General features: G+C 67.8%; 15 protein-coding genes. 9 read left to right on the forward strand and 6 right to left on the reverse strand.

The genetic code is table 11. The features are described from left to right. The first annotated feature begins 84 nt into the window (after positions 1-84). The 3 genes from RS901_RS06600 (at position 85) to RS901_RS06610 (ending at position 2,442) form a co-directional block, all read left to right on the forward strand. A complete protein-coding gene (locus RS901_RS06600) occupies positions 85-999 on the forward strand; it encodes an EamA family transporter (RefSeq protein ID WP_316152181.1) in 915 nt (304 codons plus the stop codon). A 45-nt stretch (positions 1,000-1,044) separates the two neighbouring features. Next, positions 1,045-1,353, forward strand: a complete 309-nt coding sequence (locus tag RS901_RS06605) for a hypothetical protein (RefSeq protein ID WP_316152183.1) — start codon at positions 1,045-1,047, stop codon at positions 1,351-1,353. A 105-nt stretch (positions 1,354-1,458) separates the two neighbouring features. Then, on the forward strand, positions 1,459-2,442 hold the full coding sequence (locus RS901_RS06610) for a tripartite tricarboxylate transporter substrate binding protein (RefSeq protein WP_316152184.1): 984 nt from the start codon (positions 1,459-1,461) through the stop codon (positions 2,440-2,442). Here the strand turns inward: RS901_RS06610 and RS901_RS06615 are convergent. Then, positions 2,439-3,119, reverse strand: coding sequence for a response regulator transcription factor (locus RS901_RS06615; protein WP_316152186.1), 681 nt, complete (start codon positions 3,117-3,119; stop codon positions 2,439-2,441). The two genes, RS901_RS06610 and RS901_RS06615, sit on opposite strands and share 4 nt — an antisense overlap. Before the next feature lie 221 nt (positions 3,120-3,340). Between RS901_RS06615 and RS901_RS06620 the strand changes: the two genes are divergently transcribed. Then, entirely contained in the window at positions 3,341-4,078 is a 738-nt protein-coding gene (locus RS901_RS06620; RefSeq protein ID WP_316152189.1) for a response regulator transcription factor, read from the forward strand. Beyond that, positions 4,075-4,827, forward strand: a complete 753-nt coding sequence (locus RS901_RS06625; protein WP_316152191.1) for a sensor histidine kinase — start codon at positions 4,075-4,077, stop codon at positions 4,825-4,827. Before RS901_RS06620 ends, RS901_RS06625 begins: the two co-directional genes overlap by 4 nt. A gap of 49 nt (positions 4,828-4,876) precedes the next feature. On the opposite strand, the gene RS901_RS06630 is transcribed toward RS901_RS06625, so the two are convergent. From RS901_RS06630 to minC, 4 genes are all read right to left on the reverse strand, one after another. Further along, the gene (locus RS901_RS06630; RefSeq protein WP_316152193.1) at positions 4,877-5,980 is read right to left on the reverse strand and encodes a porin; all 1,104 of its coding nucleotides are present in this window, start codon (positions 5,978-5,980) and stop codon (positions 4,877-4,879) included. A gap of 366 nt (positions 5,981-6,346) precedes the next feature. Continuing rightward, positions 6,347-6,601, reverse strand: coding sequence for a cell division topological specificity factor MinE (gene minE, locus RS901_RS06635; RefSeq protein WP_010811451.1), 255 nt, complete (start codon positions 6,599-6,601; stop codon positions 6,347-6,349). A 21-nt stretch (positions 6,602-6,622) separates the two neighbouring features. After that, positions 6,623-7,438 (reverse strand): septum site-determining protein MinD, encoded by an 816-nt coding sequence (gene minD, locus RS901_RS06640; protein WP_010811452.1) that lies wholly within the window; start codon positions 7,436-7,438, stop codon positions 6,623-6,625. A gap of 67 nt (positions 7,439-7,505) precedes the next feature. Next, positions 7,506-8,318, reverse strand: a complete 813-nt coding sequence (minC, locus tag RS901_RS06645) for a septum site-determining protein MinC (RefSeq protein ID WP_316152200.1) — start codon at positions 8,316-8,318, stop codon at positions 7,506-7,508. A 229-nt stretch (positions 8,319-8,547) separates the two neighbouring features. On the opposite strand from minC, the gene RS901_RS06650 reads away from it, so the two are divergent. Together RS901_RS06650 and RS901_RS06655 are read left to right on the forward strand one after the other, a co-directional pair. Next, entirely contained in the window at positions 8,548-9,519 is a 972-nt protein-coding gene (locus RS901_RS06650) for a magnesium and cobalt transport protein CorA (RefSeq protein ID WP_316152203.1), read from the forward strand. Positions 9,520-9,673: 154 nt separating this feature from the next. After that, on the forward strand, positions 9,674-10,378 hold the full coding sequence (locus tag RS901_RS06655; protein ID WP_316152205.1) for a tetratricopeptide repeat protein: 705 nt from the start codon (positions 9,674-9,676) through the stop codon (positions 10,376-10,378). A 51-nt stretch (positions 10,379-10,429) separates the two neighbouring features. Here the strand turns inward: RS901_RS06655 and RS901_RS06660 are convergent, their stop codons facing one another. Next, the gene (locus RS901_RS06660) at positions 10,430-11,260 is read right to left on the reverse strand and encodes a MerR family transcriptional regulator (RefSeq protein ID WP_114135775.1); all 831 of its coding nucleotides are present in this window, start codon (positions 11,258-11,260) and stop codon (positions 10,430-10,432) included. 98 nt (positions 11,261-11,358) lie between these two features. Between RS901_RS06660 and RS901_RS06665 the strand changes: the two genes are divergently transcribed. After that, entirely contained in the window at positions 11,359-12,303 is a 945-nt protein-coding gene (locus RS901_RS06665; protein ID WP_316152209.1) for a LysR family transcriptional regulator, read from the forward strand. Positions 12,304-12,425: 122 nt separating this feature from the next. Next, a complete protein-coding gene (locus tag RS901_RS06670; protein WP_153954986.1) occupies positions 12,426-13,394 on the forward strand; it encodes a Bug family tripartite tricarboxylate transporter substrate binding protein in 969 nt (322 codons plus the stop codon). Positions 13,395-13,419 lie beyond the last annotated feature (25 nt).

Raw genomic sequence — 13,419 nt, forward strand, 5'->3', positions numbered from 1 at the left:
GCGGGTGGCAGGAACACCGAAGTATCTTGACATCAAACAATCGGCTTCGTAAAGTCTATTTATCTTGACATCAAGAATATTGACATGAAGGCGAATGGATCTTCCTCCCTGGCCGCGTCCGGCGGCGTGACCCTCAGGGACATCCTGCTGACCGGGCTGGCCCCGGCCATCTGGGGCAGCACCTACCTGGTCACCAGCCAGTGGCTGCCGCCGGGGCAGCCGTTGCTCTCAGGCGTGATCCGGGCGCTGCCGGCCGGGCTGGCGATGCTTGCGTTCGGCCGGCAGTTGCCGCGCGGCAGCTGGTGGTGGCGCGCGGCCGTGCTGGGCGTGCTCAATATCGGCTTCTTCCAGGCCATGCTGTTTATCGCCGCGTACCGGCTGCCGGGCGGGGTGGCGGCCACGGTCGGCGCGATCCAGCCGCTGATCGTGGTGGTGCTGGCCTGGGCCTGGCTCGGCGCGCGGCCGCGGCCGGCTGCCTGGATGGCCGGTGTGGGCGGGCTGCTGGGCGTGGCGCTGCTGGTGCTGGGCCCGGCCGCCCGGCTCGACGCCATCGGCGTGGCGGCGGCAGCGGCCGGGGCGGTATCGATGGCGGTGGGCACGGTGCTGACGCGGCACTGGCGCCCGCCGGTCTCGCCGCTGGTGCTGACGGCATGGCAGCTGTGCGCGGGCGGGCTGTTCCTGCTGCCGTTCGCACTGGTGCTGGAACCGCTGCCCGGGCATTTCACGCTGGCCAACTGGCTTGGCTATGCGTGGCTGAGCATTGTCGGGGCCGGCTTCAGCTATGCGCTGTGGTTCCGCGGTGTCGGGCGCATGCCGTCGTCCGCGGTGGCGGCGCTGGGGCTGCTGAGCCCGGTCAGCGCCACCGTGCTCGGCTTCCTGGTGCTGGGCCAGGCATTGACGGCGATGCAGGCCGCCGGCGCGCTGCTGGTGCTGGGCAGCGTGTGGCTGGGCCAGCGCGCGGCGACGCCGGCCGCGGTGGCGCGCACGCAGCCGGCCTGATCCGATTGCGTCAGCGGCTGCTGCCGGGCAGCGTTTTGCGGCATCATGGCGGGCATGAAGTCTGCCGTGCCCCCGTCCCCGCCATCCGTCCAACCCGCGTCAGCACCGTCTGCCACGCCCGCCACGCCTGCCTGCGAGCGCTGCCTGGCGCTCGCCGCCGACCCGCGCCGGCGCGAGCCGCCGTCCTGCCTGGCGCTGCGCGGCACGGTGCCGCTGGTGAGCCAGAGCGCCGCCGGCGTGCCGTTCAGCATGCTTTCCTTTGCCTGCCGCGACTGCGGCACGGTATGGCGGCTGTATGACCGGGCCAACGAACTCTTTGTCTCGTGGGTGCCGGAACGCCCGCTGGTGCGCTGAGCGCGCAGGTTTCGATCGGCTAAGATAGCGACTGCTCCACGCCAGGCCGGCAATCCGCTGCCGCGCCCGGCGCCCTCCTGTCGAAATCTCTCCCGCATTTCCATCATGGCCTTCCCCTTCCGCTCGTCCCTGCTGGCCGCCCTGTGCGTGGCCAGCGGTGCTGCCGCACTGCCTGCCGCCGCTGCCGACGCCTATCCCAGCCGCCCGATCCGCCTGATCGTCGCCTACCCGACCGGCGGCATCAGCGACACCGTGGCGCGCGCGCTCGGCGAGCGGCTGTCGGCGCAGATGGGCACCTCGGTGGTGGTCGAGAACAAGGCCGGCGCGGGCGGCAGCATCGGCATCGATGCGGTCGCCAAGGCTGCACCGGACGGCTATACGCTGGGCTTTGCCGCCACCAGCCCGCTGACGCTCAACCCGCATGTCGGCCGCGTCAACTACGACCCGCAGAAAGACGTGGCGCCGGTGATGAGCGTGATGTACTCGCCGGTGCTGGTGGTGGCCACCACCGGCTTCAGCGGCAAGAGTTTTGCCGACGTGGTCGGCCAGGCCAGCGCCAAGCCGGGCTCGGTGCGTTGGGCGACGTCGGGCCTGGGCACGGTCGGCCATGTGGTGCTGGAACAGATCAAGCAGAAGTCGAAGGCCGACATTACGCTGATCCCGTACAAGGGCGCGGGCCAGCAGATGAACGACGCGCTTGGCGGCCAGTTCGAGGTGATGAGCACCAACGCCAGCCCGGTGCTGACCCAGCATATGCAGGCCGGCCGCCTGCGCGCGCTGGCGGTGGGTGCGCCCAGGCGCCTGGAGAGCCTGCCCTCGGTGCCGACGCTGGCCGAGCTGGGTTACCCCAAGGCTAACCTGACCTCGACCTTCGGCATCTTCGCGCCGGGCAAGACGCCCGCGGCCATCATCAGCCGCCTGAACGCCGAACTGAACAAGGCGCTGGCCGAGCCGGAAGTCCATGAGCGCCTGCTCAAGGGCGGCGAGGTGCCGACCGGCGGCACGCCGGCGCAGTTTGCCAAGGCCATCCGCGACGAGTCCGCGGAGAACGCACGCATCGTCAAGGAAGCGGGCATCAAGGCCGATTAGGCCGCGTCCAGGCGGCTGCCCAGCCCATACACCGACGACAGCCGCACGCCGTTGTGCGGCCACAGCGCCAGCTTGGTGCGCACGCGCGACAGGTGGCTGTCCACGGTGCGCGAGGCCGGGTCCATGTGGTAGCGCCAGACCTGGTCGGCCATGGTCTGGCGCAGCACCAGCGAACCCAGGTTGCGGAATAGCAGCACCGCCAGGTCGAATTCCTTGGGGGCCAGCAGCACCGGCTTGCCCTGGACCCACACGCGCCGCTCTGCGGTGGCAAAGCGGAACACGCCGTGCTCCAGGTCGCATTCGTCGCCCGCCGGCCTGGCGCGGCGCAACAGCGCCAGCACGCGCGCGGCCAGCTCGGCCGTGCGCAGCGGCTTGGGCAGGTAGCTGTCGGCGCCCTGCGCAAAGCAGGCCGCGACGAAGGCTTCTTCGTTGGAGGTGCCGGTCAGCATCACCGGCATCTCGTTGCCGAGCGTGCGGCGCACCCATGCCAGCACTTCCAGTGCCGGGATCCCCGGCGTATCGCAATCGAGCATCAGCAGATCGAACGACCTGCCGCGCAGCGCGCCGATCATGGTGCGTCCGCTGAGATAGCGCGTGCACTGGTGTCCGTTCAGGCGCAGGGTCTGTTCGATGCTGACGGCGAGGGTCGGGTCCGCCTGCAGCGCGGCGATGTTCACGAGAGTGGCTCCTGCGCGGGCGCATCGGAATGCGCCGATGGATGGACAGAGCATGGCACTGCGGGCCCGCTCGGCACGCAGCGAAACCCATGGTAGGAGCGGCCCGCTGAGGCGAGAAGTAAAAGATTGTTGAAAGTCGAGATTGAGGTCTTTCCTATTCGTGCGGAAGGCAACGCGGTCTTAAATGTCCCGCTGGTGTCCTGTTCCGTCGGAGACAACACATGGGAAAGAAAATGGCATCGCGCATTGCATCGCTTGAAGACGCGCCCGCGGATGCGGCGCTGATCCGGCAGGTCATTACCTGCGCGGGACATGACTGCGTGACCTTTGCTGAAAGCCGGCGCCTGCTGCTGGCGCTGCGCGACGCGGGCTTCGACCTGCTGCTGCTGGACTGGCAGATGCCGGACCTGTCCGGGCGCGAGGTGCTGGCCTGGGTGCGTACCCACCTCGACCGCCGCATCCCGGTGATGTTCCTGACCTGCCGCGAGGCCGAGCCCGACATCGTCAATGCCCTGGCGGCGGGCGCAGACGACTACATGGTCAAGCCAGTGCGCCCGGCCGAGCTGGCCGCGCGCATCGACTGCCTGCTGCGGCGCGCGTATCCCGCACAGCTGGCGCCGCTCGCGCCGTTGCGGCTGGGTGAGTACGCCTTCGACTGCGCCCTGCGCAAGGTCACCTGCAACGGCGATCCGGTCGGCCTGACGCCGAAAGAGTTTGACCTGGCGGTGCTGCTGTTCCGCAATGAGGGGCGCATCGTCACGCGCGACCACATCTCCGCCGCGGTCTGGGGCCGCGAGATCTCGCCGCTGTCGCGCACCATCGATACCCATGTCTCGCGCGTGCGCAGCAAGCTTGGCCTGCAGGCAGGGCATGGCTTGCGGCTGACCCCGGTCTACACGCATGGCTACCGGCTGGAGCGCACCGATCGCCCGGAGCGCACCGAGCGGGCTGCCGCATGAAAGCGTCCCGGTTGCACCAGGCGGGGCTGGCCGTGGCACTGTGGCTCGGCGGCCGCTGTCTGGCGCGGTGGCTGCGAGGCCGGCCGGCTGGGCAGCGCCGCGCTGATGTGCGCAACCCCGCCGCCGTGCACGACATGCTGCTGCACGTGCTTGGCCACGACCTGCGCGCGCCCAATGCCTCGCTGCTGGCCTGGCTGGAGCTGCGCCGCACGCAGGACCAGGCCGACGCCGCGCTGCTGGCGCAGGTTGGCGGCCATGCGCGCCGTTCGCTGCGCCAGATCGATGACCTGAACCGGCTGCTGCGCGAAACGCGCCACGCCTATCGCATGCGCCGTATCGCCATGGAGTCGCTGCTGGATGAAGCGCTGGACCGCGTGTGGGCCGTGGCCAGCGAAGCCGGCATCCGCTTTGAACGGCCGGCAGGCCGCCTGCCGCGCCTTGGCGGGGACCAGGCCATGCTGGCGCAAACGCTGGAATCGCTGCTGACCAGCGCCATTGGCGCCGCGGCGCCGGGGACTGCGCTGCGGGTCACGTGCCGTGGCCACGCCGGCGGCCTGGCGCTGTGGCTGGCGTTCGATCCCGCCGATGACGAGAGCGCCGCGCGGCTGGCGCAGCCCGGGCCGGCGCTGCTGTGCGCGCAGCGCGTGGTGGCGCGTCATGGCGGCGTGCTGGTGCCGCTGCAGCCGATGGGCGAAGCCGCCTCGCCGGCCGGCTGGTACATGTGGCTGCGGCGCCGGCCGCGCGCATGAAAAAAGGCACCCCGAAAGGTGCCTTTTCGCCAGACTGATCAGACAACGATCAGAAGATGTGGCGGATACCTGCGCCCAGGCCGAGCTGGTTGTCCCTGCCCGGCAGTTGGGTCTTCGCGCCGCCGGTCACCTTGTTGTAGTCCACGGTGCCGTAGACCTGGGTACGCTTGGACAGCGAGTACTCGGCCAGCAGAACGCCGGTGTAGCGGTTGCCGCTGGCATCGGCCAGACCGTTGGTGTTCTTGATGTGATCACCATAGAACACGCCGGTCAGCGCCAGAGCCGGCGTGGCCTGGTAGGTCGCGCCGATGTAGCCGATGTTGTCCTTACGCGGGCTTGCCGTGTAATTGCCACCAGCCGGGATCGGATTGGCGCTGTTCGCCGGCGTGAAGAAAGCGGCGTCGATCAGGCCAGTCTTATCCTTGCCACCGATGTAGCCGAGGAATACCTTGGCCGGGCCAAAGGCGTACTTACCGGCGGCACCCCACATTTGCTGCTTGTTGCCGTTCGTGTCACGGAATTCCTGGTACACGCCGCCAATACCCCACGGGCCGGATTCGTATGCAGCGCGGGCGCCAAAATACGGTGCGTTGCCATTGGGCGGGTTGGTCTGTGCGTGCGTGAAGCTGCCCGGCTTCTCACCGAAGCCATAGCTGACGCCAACGTTCAGGCCACCGAACTTGCCGGAGTAGCCGATCACGTTGTCGCTGCGGAACTGCGTCAGGAAGAAGGGCCAGGCGTTCTGGTCGTAGTTACCGATGGTCAGCGGATCGTAGTCACCGAAGAAATTAAAGCCTTCGGTGTACTGGCGGCCCAGCTTGATGGTGCCAAAGTCGCCGCTCAGGCCAACATATGCCTGACGACCGAACAGGCGACCGCCTTGGTTGGCCTTGCCGGTATCCGGATCAAAGCCGTTTTCCAGTTGGAAGATGGCCTTCAGGTTGTTGCCCAGGGACTCGCTGCCCTTCAGGCCCCAGCGGCTGTTGGTGACCGCGCCGTTGCTCAGCTGGGTCTGGCTGTGGTTCTGGGCGTCGGAATTGGTGGTGAAGCGAAGGCTCTGGTCAACGATACCGTACAGGGTAACGGACGACTGGGCGAACGCCGAACCTGCCAACAGGCTGCCGGCTGCGAGGACGATGGCCGATTTCTTCATGGTGCTCCTTTTCTGTCTTGTACTGTTCTCTCCGCCGGATCACGGCGTGGACGAGGTCTACGTATCTTGTAGACGCCGCGAAAATTTAACAAAACGTAAGCTACAAGGACACAAAACTCCGCCAAGCTGCGCTTTCAAGCAGGATTTTGGTGCAAATCCGTTGTCTCGCCGCTACAGAATTCCGAATTGGGGCATTCTGGCAGCGCTGACAAGCTGGCCTGCACACTGGGCTGGCGGGGAATCACGGCAGGGAGAACGGGGGCCGGCCGACCCCGGCGCGCAAGCGGCGCCGCGATCGGCGGAAAGACGGGAAGTGCGGGAAACCCGGAGCAGGCGGAACGAATCCGGCAGCGCCGGGATCCGTCCTCAGTTCTGCGGGATCTCGATCTTGACCTCGAGCACCTCGAGGTTGTCCTGGCGTTCCAGGCTGACGCGCAGGTCCTGGTCGCCGATCTTGACGTACTTGGAGATTACCGCCACCAGCTCGCGCTGCAGCGCGGGCAGGTAGTCGGCGGGCGCGGAATGGCCGGTGCGCTCGTGCGCCAGGATGATCTGCAGCCGCTCCTTGGCGACCGACGCGGACTTCTTCTTCTCTCCCAGCAGGAAGGAAAGGATCGACATAGGGTGAGCCCTCCTTGACCGTTACTTGTTGCCGAAGATGCGGGAGAGCAGACCCGGCTTCTGGTAGTCGGTGAAACGCATCGGCTTGTCCTTGCCGAGGAAGCGGTCCACCACGTCGCCATAGGCGTCGGCCACGTCGCTGCCTTCCAGGTGGATGGCGGGCGTGCCCTGGTTGGAAGCGTGCAGCACGGCCTCGGATTCAGGCACCACGCCGATCAGCTTGATACGCAGGATTTCCTGGATGTCGGTCAGCGACAGCATTTCGCCGCCATGCACGCGCTTGGGGTTGTAGCGGGTGATCAGCAGGTGTTCCTTGATCGGGTCGCCGCCTTCGCTGGCGCGCTTGGTCTTGGACGCCAGGATGCCCAGGATGCGGTCCGAATCGCGCACCGACGACACTTCCGGGTTGGTCACGATCAGCGCCTCGTCGGCGAAGTACATCGCCATCAGCGCGCCCGACTCGATGCCGGCGGGCGAGTCGCAGATGATGAATTCGAAATCCATCTCGATCAGGCCGTTGATGACCTTCTCGACGCCTTCGCGCGTGAGCGCATCCTTGTCGCGCGTCTGCGAGGCCGGCAGGATGAACAGGTTCTCGCACTTCTTGTCCTTGATCAGCGCCTGGCGCAGGTTGGCTTCGCCCTGCACCACATTGATCAGGTCGTACACCACGCGGCGCTCGCAACCCATGATCAGGTCAAGGTTGCGCAGGCCGACGTCGAAGTCGATCACGGCAGTCTTGTGGCCGCGCAGGGCCAGGCCGGCGGCAAAGCTGGCGCTGGTGGTGGTCTTGCCGACGCCTCCCTTGCCGGAGGTCACAACGATGATTTTTGCCATGGCTCTTTGGTCCAGTAATAAGTTGAAGCTTGCGCTCTCTGCAATTCGGTCCCGAGGGCTGCCGCGGTTACTTGAGCCGCAGCGCTTCGAGGATCAGTTTTTCATCGGCCAGGCGCACCTGGGCGGTCTTGCCGAGCACATCGGCCGGAAGCGTCTGCTCCGCGGTCCGGTAGATGCCGGCGATCGAAATCAGTTCAGGCTCCATGCACGTGCTGAAGATGCGCGCGCCGGTGTTGCCCTTGACGCCCGCCAGCGCACGGCCGCGCAGCGGGGCATAGATATGGATGTTGCCTTCGGCGATCACCTCGGCGCCGTAGCTGACCACGTCCAGGATGACCACGTCGCCCTGCGCGTAGACCTGCTGGCCCGAGCGCAGCGGCTTGTCGATTAGCATGGTCTGGGTCTGGCGGATGGCAGCGGCCACGGCGGCGTCGGTGGTGGCCTGCGCGGCGGCGCGGACGGATTCCTCGCGCGCGGCCTGTTCGGCGGCGGCCTGTTCCGCCGCGGCTGCGGCCCTGGCCTCGGCGGCGCGGTCGGTGGCGCGATCGGCGCCACTGCCGCGGCGGGCCTGGCTGTCCAGCAGCGGCAGGCCGAAGCGCTCGGCCCACTCGCGCTGGCCGGGGCGGGCCACCACGCCGATGGCGCGGGCCTTGAGCGTGGCCAGCGTGTCGATCACGGTGCCAAGCGCGACTTCGCTGTCATCTTCCAGCGCACGCAGGTCCAGCGCGATCACGTCATTGGAAAAGAAGTCGGGGGTGGCTTCAAAGCGGGCGAGGAGGTCATCCCGCAGCGCAGCCATGTCGGCGGTCTGGAGGGCGAGAAGGAGGGCGTCTACGTTGCCACTGCGCAGCTCGAAGCGTGGCGTTTTCTTCTGGGACATAGCCGGGTGACCGTGGAAATGCCACATTCTAACGTCGTATCTGTCGCGAACTGTAACAATTGGATCGATATGTACAGCAGGTGGCGCGTGGGTTCCATATGCGCGTGCACGGCACACCGTAGCGCCGGGCAAGTGCGGCCAGCGTGGTTTGCCGCGCGGGGCTGCGCATCGAGTCCGGCGCAGCGTAAAGGCTTGTTACGATTGCGCCATCTGATCAGCGGAGTTTTCCATGGGCGCCATCGTCAATTGCGTGGCCTACCGGCAGGGCAAGCGGCTCAGCACGGTGGGCATGGATGAGATCCGCACCGTGCTGGGGGTGCCGGGCACCTTTGTCTGGCTGGGCTTGCATGAGCCTGACCTCGCGCTGCTGCGCCAGGCCCAGCAGGCGTTCGGCCTGCACGACCTGGCGGTGGAAGATGCGCTCGATGCGCACCAGCGCCCCAAGCTCGAGTCCTATGGCGATTCGGTCTTCGTGGTGCTCAACACCGCGCAACTGGTGGAAGATGAAGTCGTGGTCGGCGAGACCCATCTCTTTGTCGGCCCCAACTACGTGGTTTCGGTGCGCCACGGTGTCAGCAGCACCTATGCGCCCGTGCGCGAGCGCTGCGAGCACGACCCGCACGGCCTGGCCAACGGCCCGGGCTATGTGCTGTACGCGCTGATGGACTTTATCGTCGACCACTACATGCCCATCGTCACGCGCCTGGAAGACACCTTCGAGGCGCTGGAGCAGGGCATCTTCCGCGACGAGTTCGACCGCGCGGCGATCGAACGCCTGTACCAGATCAAGCGCCAGGTGCTGCGCCTGCGCAATGCGGTCAGCCCGGTGGAAGACATGTGCGGCCAGCTGATCCGGCTGCACGAAGACCTGGTGCCGAAGGAGCTGCGCGCCTATTTCCGCGACATCGAAGACCACGCCAGCCGGCTGGTGCGCACCCTCGACGTGGTGCGCGAAATGCTGACCACCGCCGTGCAGGTCAACCTGGCGCTGGTCACCGTGGGCCAGAACGAGGTGGTCAAGCGCCTGGCTGGCTGGGGCGCGATCCTGGCGATCCCGACCGTGATCTTCAGCCTGTACGGCATGAACTTCGATTTCATGCCTGAGCTGAAAGTCCCCTTCGCCTACCCGGCCGTGATCGGCGTGACCGCGGTCGCCTGCGGGGGACTGTGGCGGCGGTTGCATCGGGCCGGGTGGATCTGAATATCTGGTTTTATCTGTGCGAGGAATGATCGTGACAGATATTGTGGTTGATTGATTATTCGCATGGATATTCCGGCGATTTCGCGCCTGCCTACCGGCGCGGTGCCCTGACTCCTACACTGGAATCAGGAAGGCGCCGTACCCGGAGTCCGCCATGTCGATTGCCCGCCCCCCGATTGCCGCCTTGCTCGCCGGCGCCACCGCCGCATGGCTGTTGTGCATGCAGCCGGTAGCCTCCGCACCGCAGTCGCCTGTCCCCGCGCAGGCCCAGACCCGCGACGCGGTCACCGCGTATGAAGCGGGCAACTTCGACCAGGCCCTGCGCGGCTTTGCCGACGCGGCCCGGCAGGGCAACCGCCTGGCCCAATTCAACTACGCAATGATGCTGCTGCGCGGCGAGGGCACTGCCGCCCGCCCGCAGGAGGCATTGGTCTGGCTGAAAAAAGCGGCCGACAACCAGATGACGCATGCCCAGTACACCTGGGGCGACCTTTATGAGCGCGGCGAACTGGTGCCGAAGTCACTGGAGGAAGCCAACCGCTGGTATGCACTGGCCGCACAGGGCGGGCATGTGCAGGCGCAGATGGCGCTGGCGACGAACTACTTCACTGGCCGGGGCGTGCCGCGCGACTACGGACAGGCGTTCACGTGGTACAGCCGCGCGGCCAGTGCCGGCGACGGCGGCGCGCAATACATCGTCGGCAGCTTCTACGAGCACGGCGAGCCCGGGGTGGTCGACCGGGATCTCGAGCAGGCCAAGATCTGGTATGCGCGCTCGGCCGCGCACGGGGATCCGGGCGCACTGGCGAAGTTGCGGTCGTTGCTGGAGGAGTCGGTGCGGGGAAGGGCGGCGAGGTAGCGCAGCGGGATGACTGTGCCCGGAAGCGTCAACCATGTCCTCGCACATCTGTCACGTATGTCCGCCGCCCCCGCCTTCCTCATCATGCAGATGCTCGATGATCGCCGCCACCCGGTCCCCCAGGTATTTGTTGGCCGAGATCTCCAGCGCCCGCATCATCTCCGTCTCGGCCATCACCAGCGCCAGCGGGCGGATGCGCCACAGGATCTCCACCAGCCGCGGCACGTCCTGCGGCGGCGGCAGCTTGCCAACGCCAAAGCGGTCCAGCTCGCGCACCACGGTAGCGACGATATGGTCCGATACCGCCTGGAAATGCCCGCGCGACTGGGCGATGATCTCCAGCACGTCTTCCAGCGCAAAGCCCGCCTGGGCGATCTCCGCACCCGCGGCCAGCGCGCGCGGGCTGCGCGCGAGATAGCCCAGGCCGTCCGGTTCCAGCAGCCCCAGTGAGATCGCCTTGGCCAGGGCCGGGCGCGAGATCGCGCGGCCGAACAGCCGCGCCAGCGCCAGGTAGGAGTAGTGCCGCGGCGTCTCGTTGGTCCACGGGCTGCTGATGGCGGTCTCCAGCCCCAGGATCGAGCGCAGGTCGTGCCCTTCAACGATGGCCTTGAGCAGCTCGGTGATATTGGCCAGCGTGTAGCCGCGCGCCAGCAGGTGGTGGATCAGCTTGAGCCGCCCCAGGTGCGCCTGCGTGTAGATGCCCACGCGCCCACGCCGCAGCGGCGGATCGATCAGGCCGCGGTCCTGGTAGGAGCGCACGTTGCGCACCGTGGTGCCGGCCACGCGCGCCAGCTCGTCGATGGTGTATTCCGGGGCGGGCGGCGTGGTGTCGGACGCCTGGCTGGTCGGGGACGAGGGGTGGCGGCGCCGGATCAGTGTCATGCGAAAAATTCTAACCGAGGAATGCGGCAGGCAAAGGTGGCGGCCGGTTTTGCCGATAATGGGGGCATTGCCGCCCCACCCTCAATGGTCCGCCTTTCATGCATATCCGCTGGCTCGAAGACTTCGTCTGCCTGGCCCAGGCCGGCAGCCTGGCGCGCGCCGCCGAACTGCGCAACGTGACCCCGCCCGCGTTTGGCCGGCGCATGCAGGCGCTTGAGGTCTGGGCCGGCGCCCCGCTGATCGACCGCAGCGCGTTCCCGGTGCGGCTGACCGCCGAAGGGCGCCAGTTCCTGGAAGCCGCGCAGAGCGCCTTGCGCACGCTGGACGAGACCCGCCTGGCGCTGCGCGCTGCGCACCGCGCCGACGCCAGCACGGTCACCATCGCCACCGGCAAGACCCTGGCGCGCTCGATGGTGCCGGCGTGGCTGGCGGGCCTGCGCGAGGCGCTGCGGCACGACCCCGCGGCGGCCGGCTTCCGCACGCGGCTGTCGACCTTTCCGATGCATGACGCGCTGGCCATGTTTGCCGAGGGCGATGCCGATTTCCTGCTTTGCTACAGCCCGCCGGACCTGCCGGTGATGCTGGATGACGCGCGCTACCAGTTCCACCTGGCCGGCGTGGAGCGGCTGGTGTGTGTGAGCGCCGCCGATGCGCGCGGCGCGCCGCTGCACCGGCTGGCGAGCGCCAAGTCGGCTGCAAAGCCGGTCCCGATGATCGCCTACGCCGAGACCCTGACACTCGGCCGCATGGTCAACCAGGAGATCGCGCGCCGCAAGCTGGCGCCGCGGCTGGACGTGATCGCGGTCAGCGACTTTGCCGAGTCGGTGCACGAGATGGTGCGCCAGCGCATGGGCCTGGCCTGGCTGCCGGCACGGCTGATTGCCGACGACCTGCACGCCGGGCGCCTGGTGCGTGCCATCAGCGGCGTACGCAGCGATGATGGTGGCGACCTGGCGCTCGATATCCGCCTGTACCGCCCGCGCGCGCCGATGCGCCCGCTGGCCGAGGCCTTCTGGCAGGCGGCGGTGCAGGCACCGCGCTGATGCGCCTTCGGCCACCATTGCCGAATCGGCAACCCGCCTTGCCAAAGCTGCACGCCGGGCCGGTTCCGCGCTCACTACCATCGGTCCACAACAACCATTCCGGGACCCCCAGAGCCAAGACCATGAAGACCATCCTGCGCGCGGCCGCTGCCGCACTCTGCCTTGCCGCTTCCGCCGGCGCCGTTGCCTCCGCCTGGCCCGCCAAGCCGATCACACTGGTGGTGGGCTACACCGCCGGCGGCAGCGTCGACCTGGTGGCCCGGACCATTGCCCCGGAGCTGGGCAAGCGCCTGGGCCAGAGCGTGGTGATCGAGAACCTGGGCGGTGCCGGCGGCACCATCGGCGCGGCCAAGGTGGTCAAGGCCGAGGCCGACGGCTACACCCTGCTGATGGGCTCGGGCAGTGAAGTGTCGATCGCCCGCCTGACCAACCCCGCCGTGCGTTATGACGGCGAGAAGGACCTGGCGCCGGTGACCTTCGTCGGCACCCAGCCGATGGTGCTGGTCGGCAAGCCCGGCTTGGCGGCCAGGAACGCGGCCGAGCTGATCGCGCTGGCCAAGGCCCAGCCGGGCAAACTGGCGTATGCCTCGTCGGGCGTGGGCACGCCGCTGAACCTGGCCGGCGAGCTGATCAAGCAGCAGGGCAAGGTCAATATCACGCACGTGCCGTACAAGGGCGCGTCGGCCATGGCCACCGACCTGCTCGGCGGCCAGATCGACCTGGCGGTGATGGTGCTGTCGTCGGCGCTGCCGCATATCCAGGCCGGCCGCGTGCAGGCCTACGGCGTGACCAACGCCAAGCGCTCGCCGGTGGCGCCGAACGTGCCCGCGCTGGCCGAGACGCCCGCGCTCAAGGGCGTCGACATGGGCGTGTGGTTCGGCCTGATGGGCCCGGCCAGGCTGCCGCAAGCGGTGGTGGAGCGCCTGAACACCGAGATGCAGGCCGTGCTGGCCATGCCGGATGTGAAGAAGAAGCTGGCAGAAGCCGGGGTGGAAGTGGCGCCGGCCAATCCGGCGCAGTTCGGCAGCTTTATCAAGCGCGAGACGGGGCGCTATCGCACCATCGTGCAGACGGCTGGCATTCACGAGTAAGAGATGAGGCGGGCGGCGCTGGCAA

The organism is Cupriavidus sp. BIC8F, assembly GCF_032465815.1.
GTDB classification, from domain to species: Bacteria; Pseudomonadota; Gammaproteobacteria; order Burkholderiales; family Burkholderiaceae; genus Cupriavidus; species Cupriavidus necator.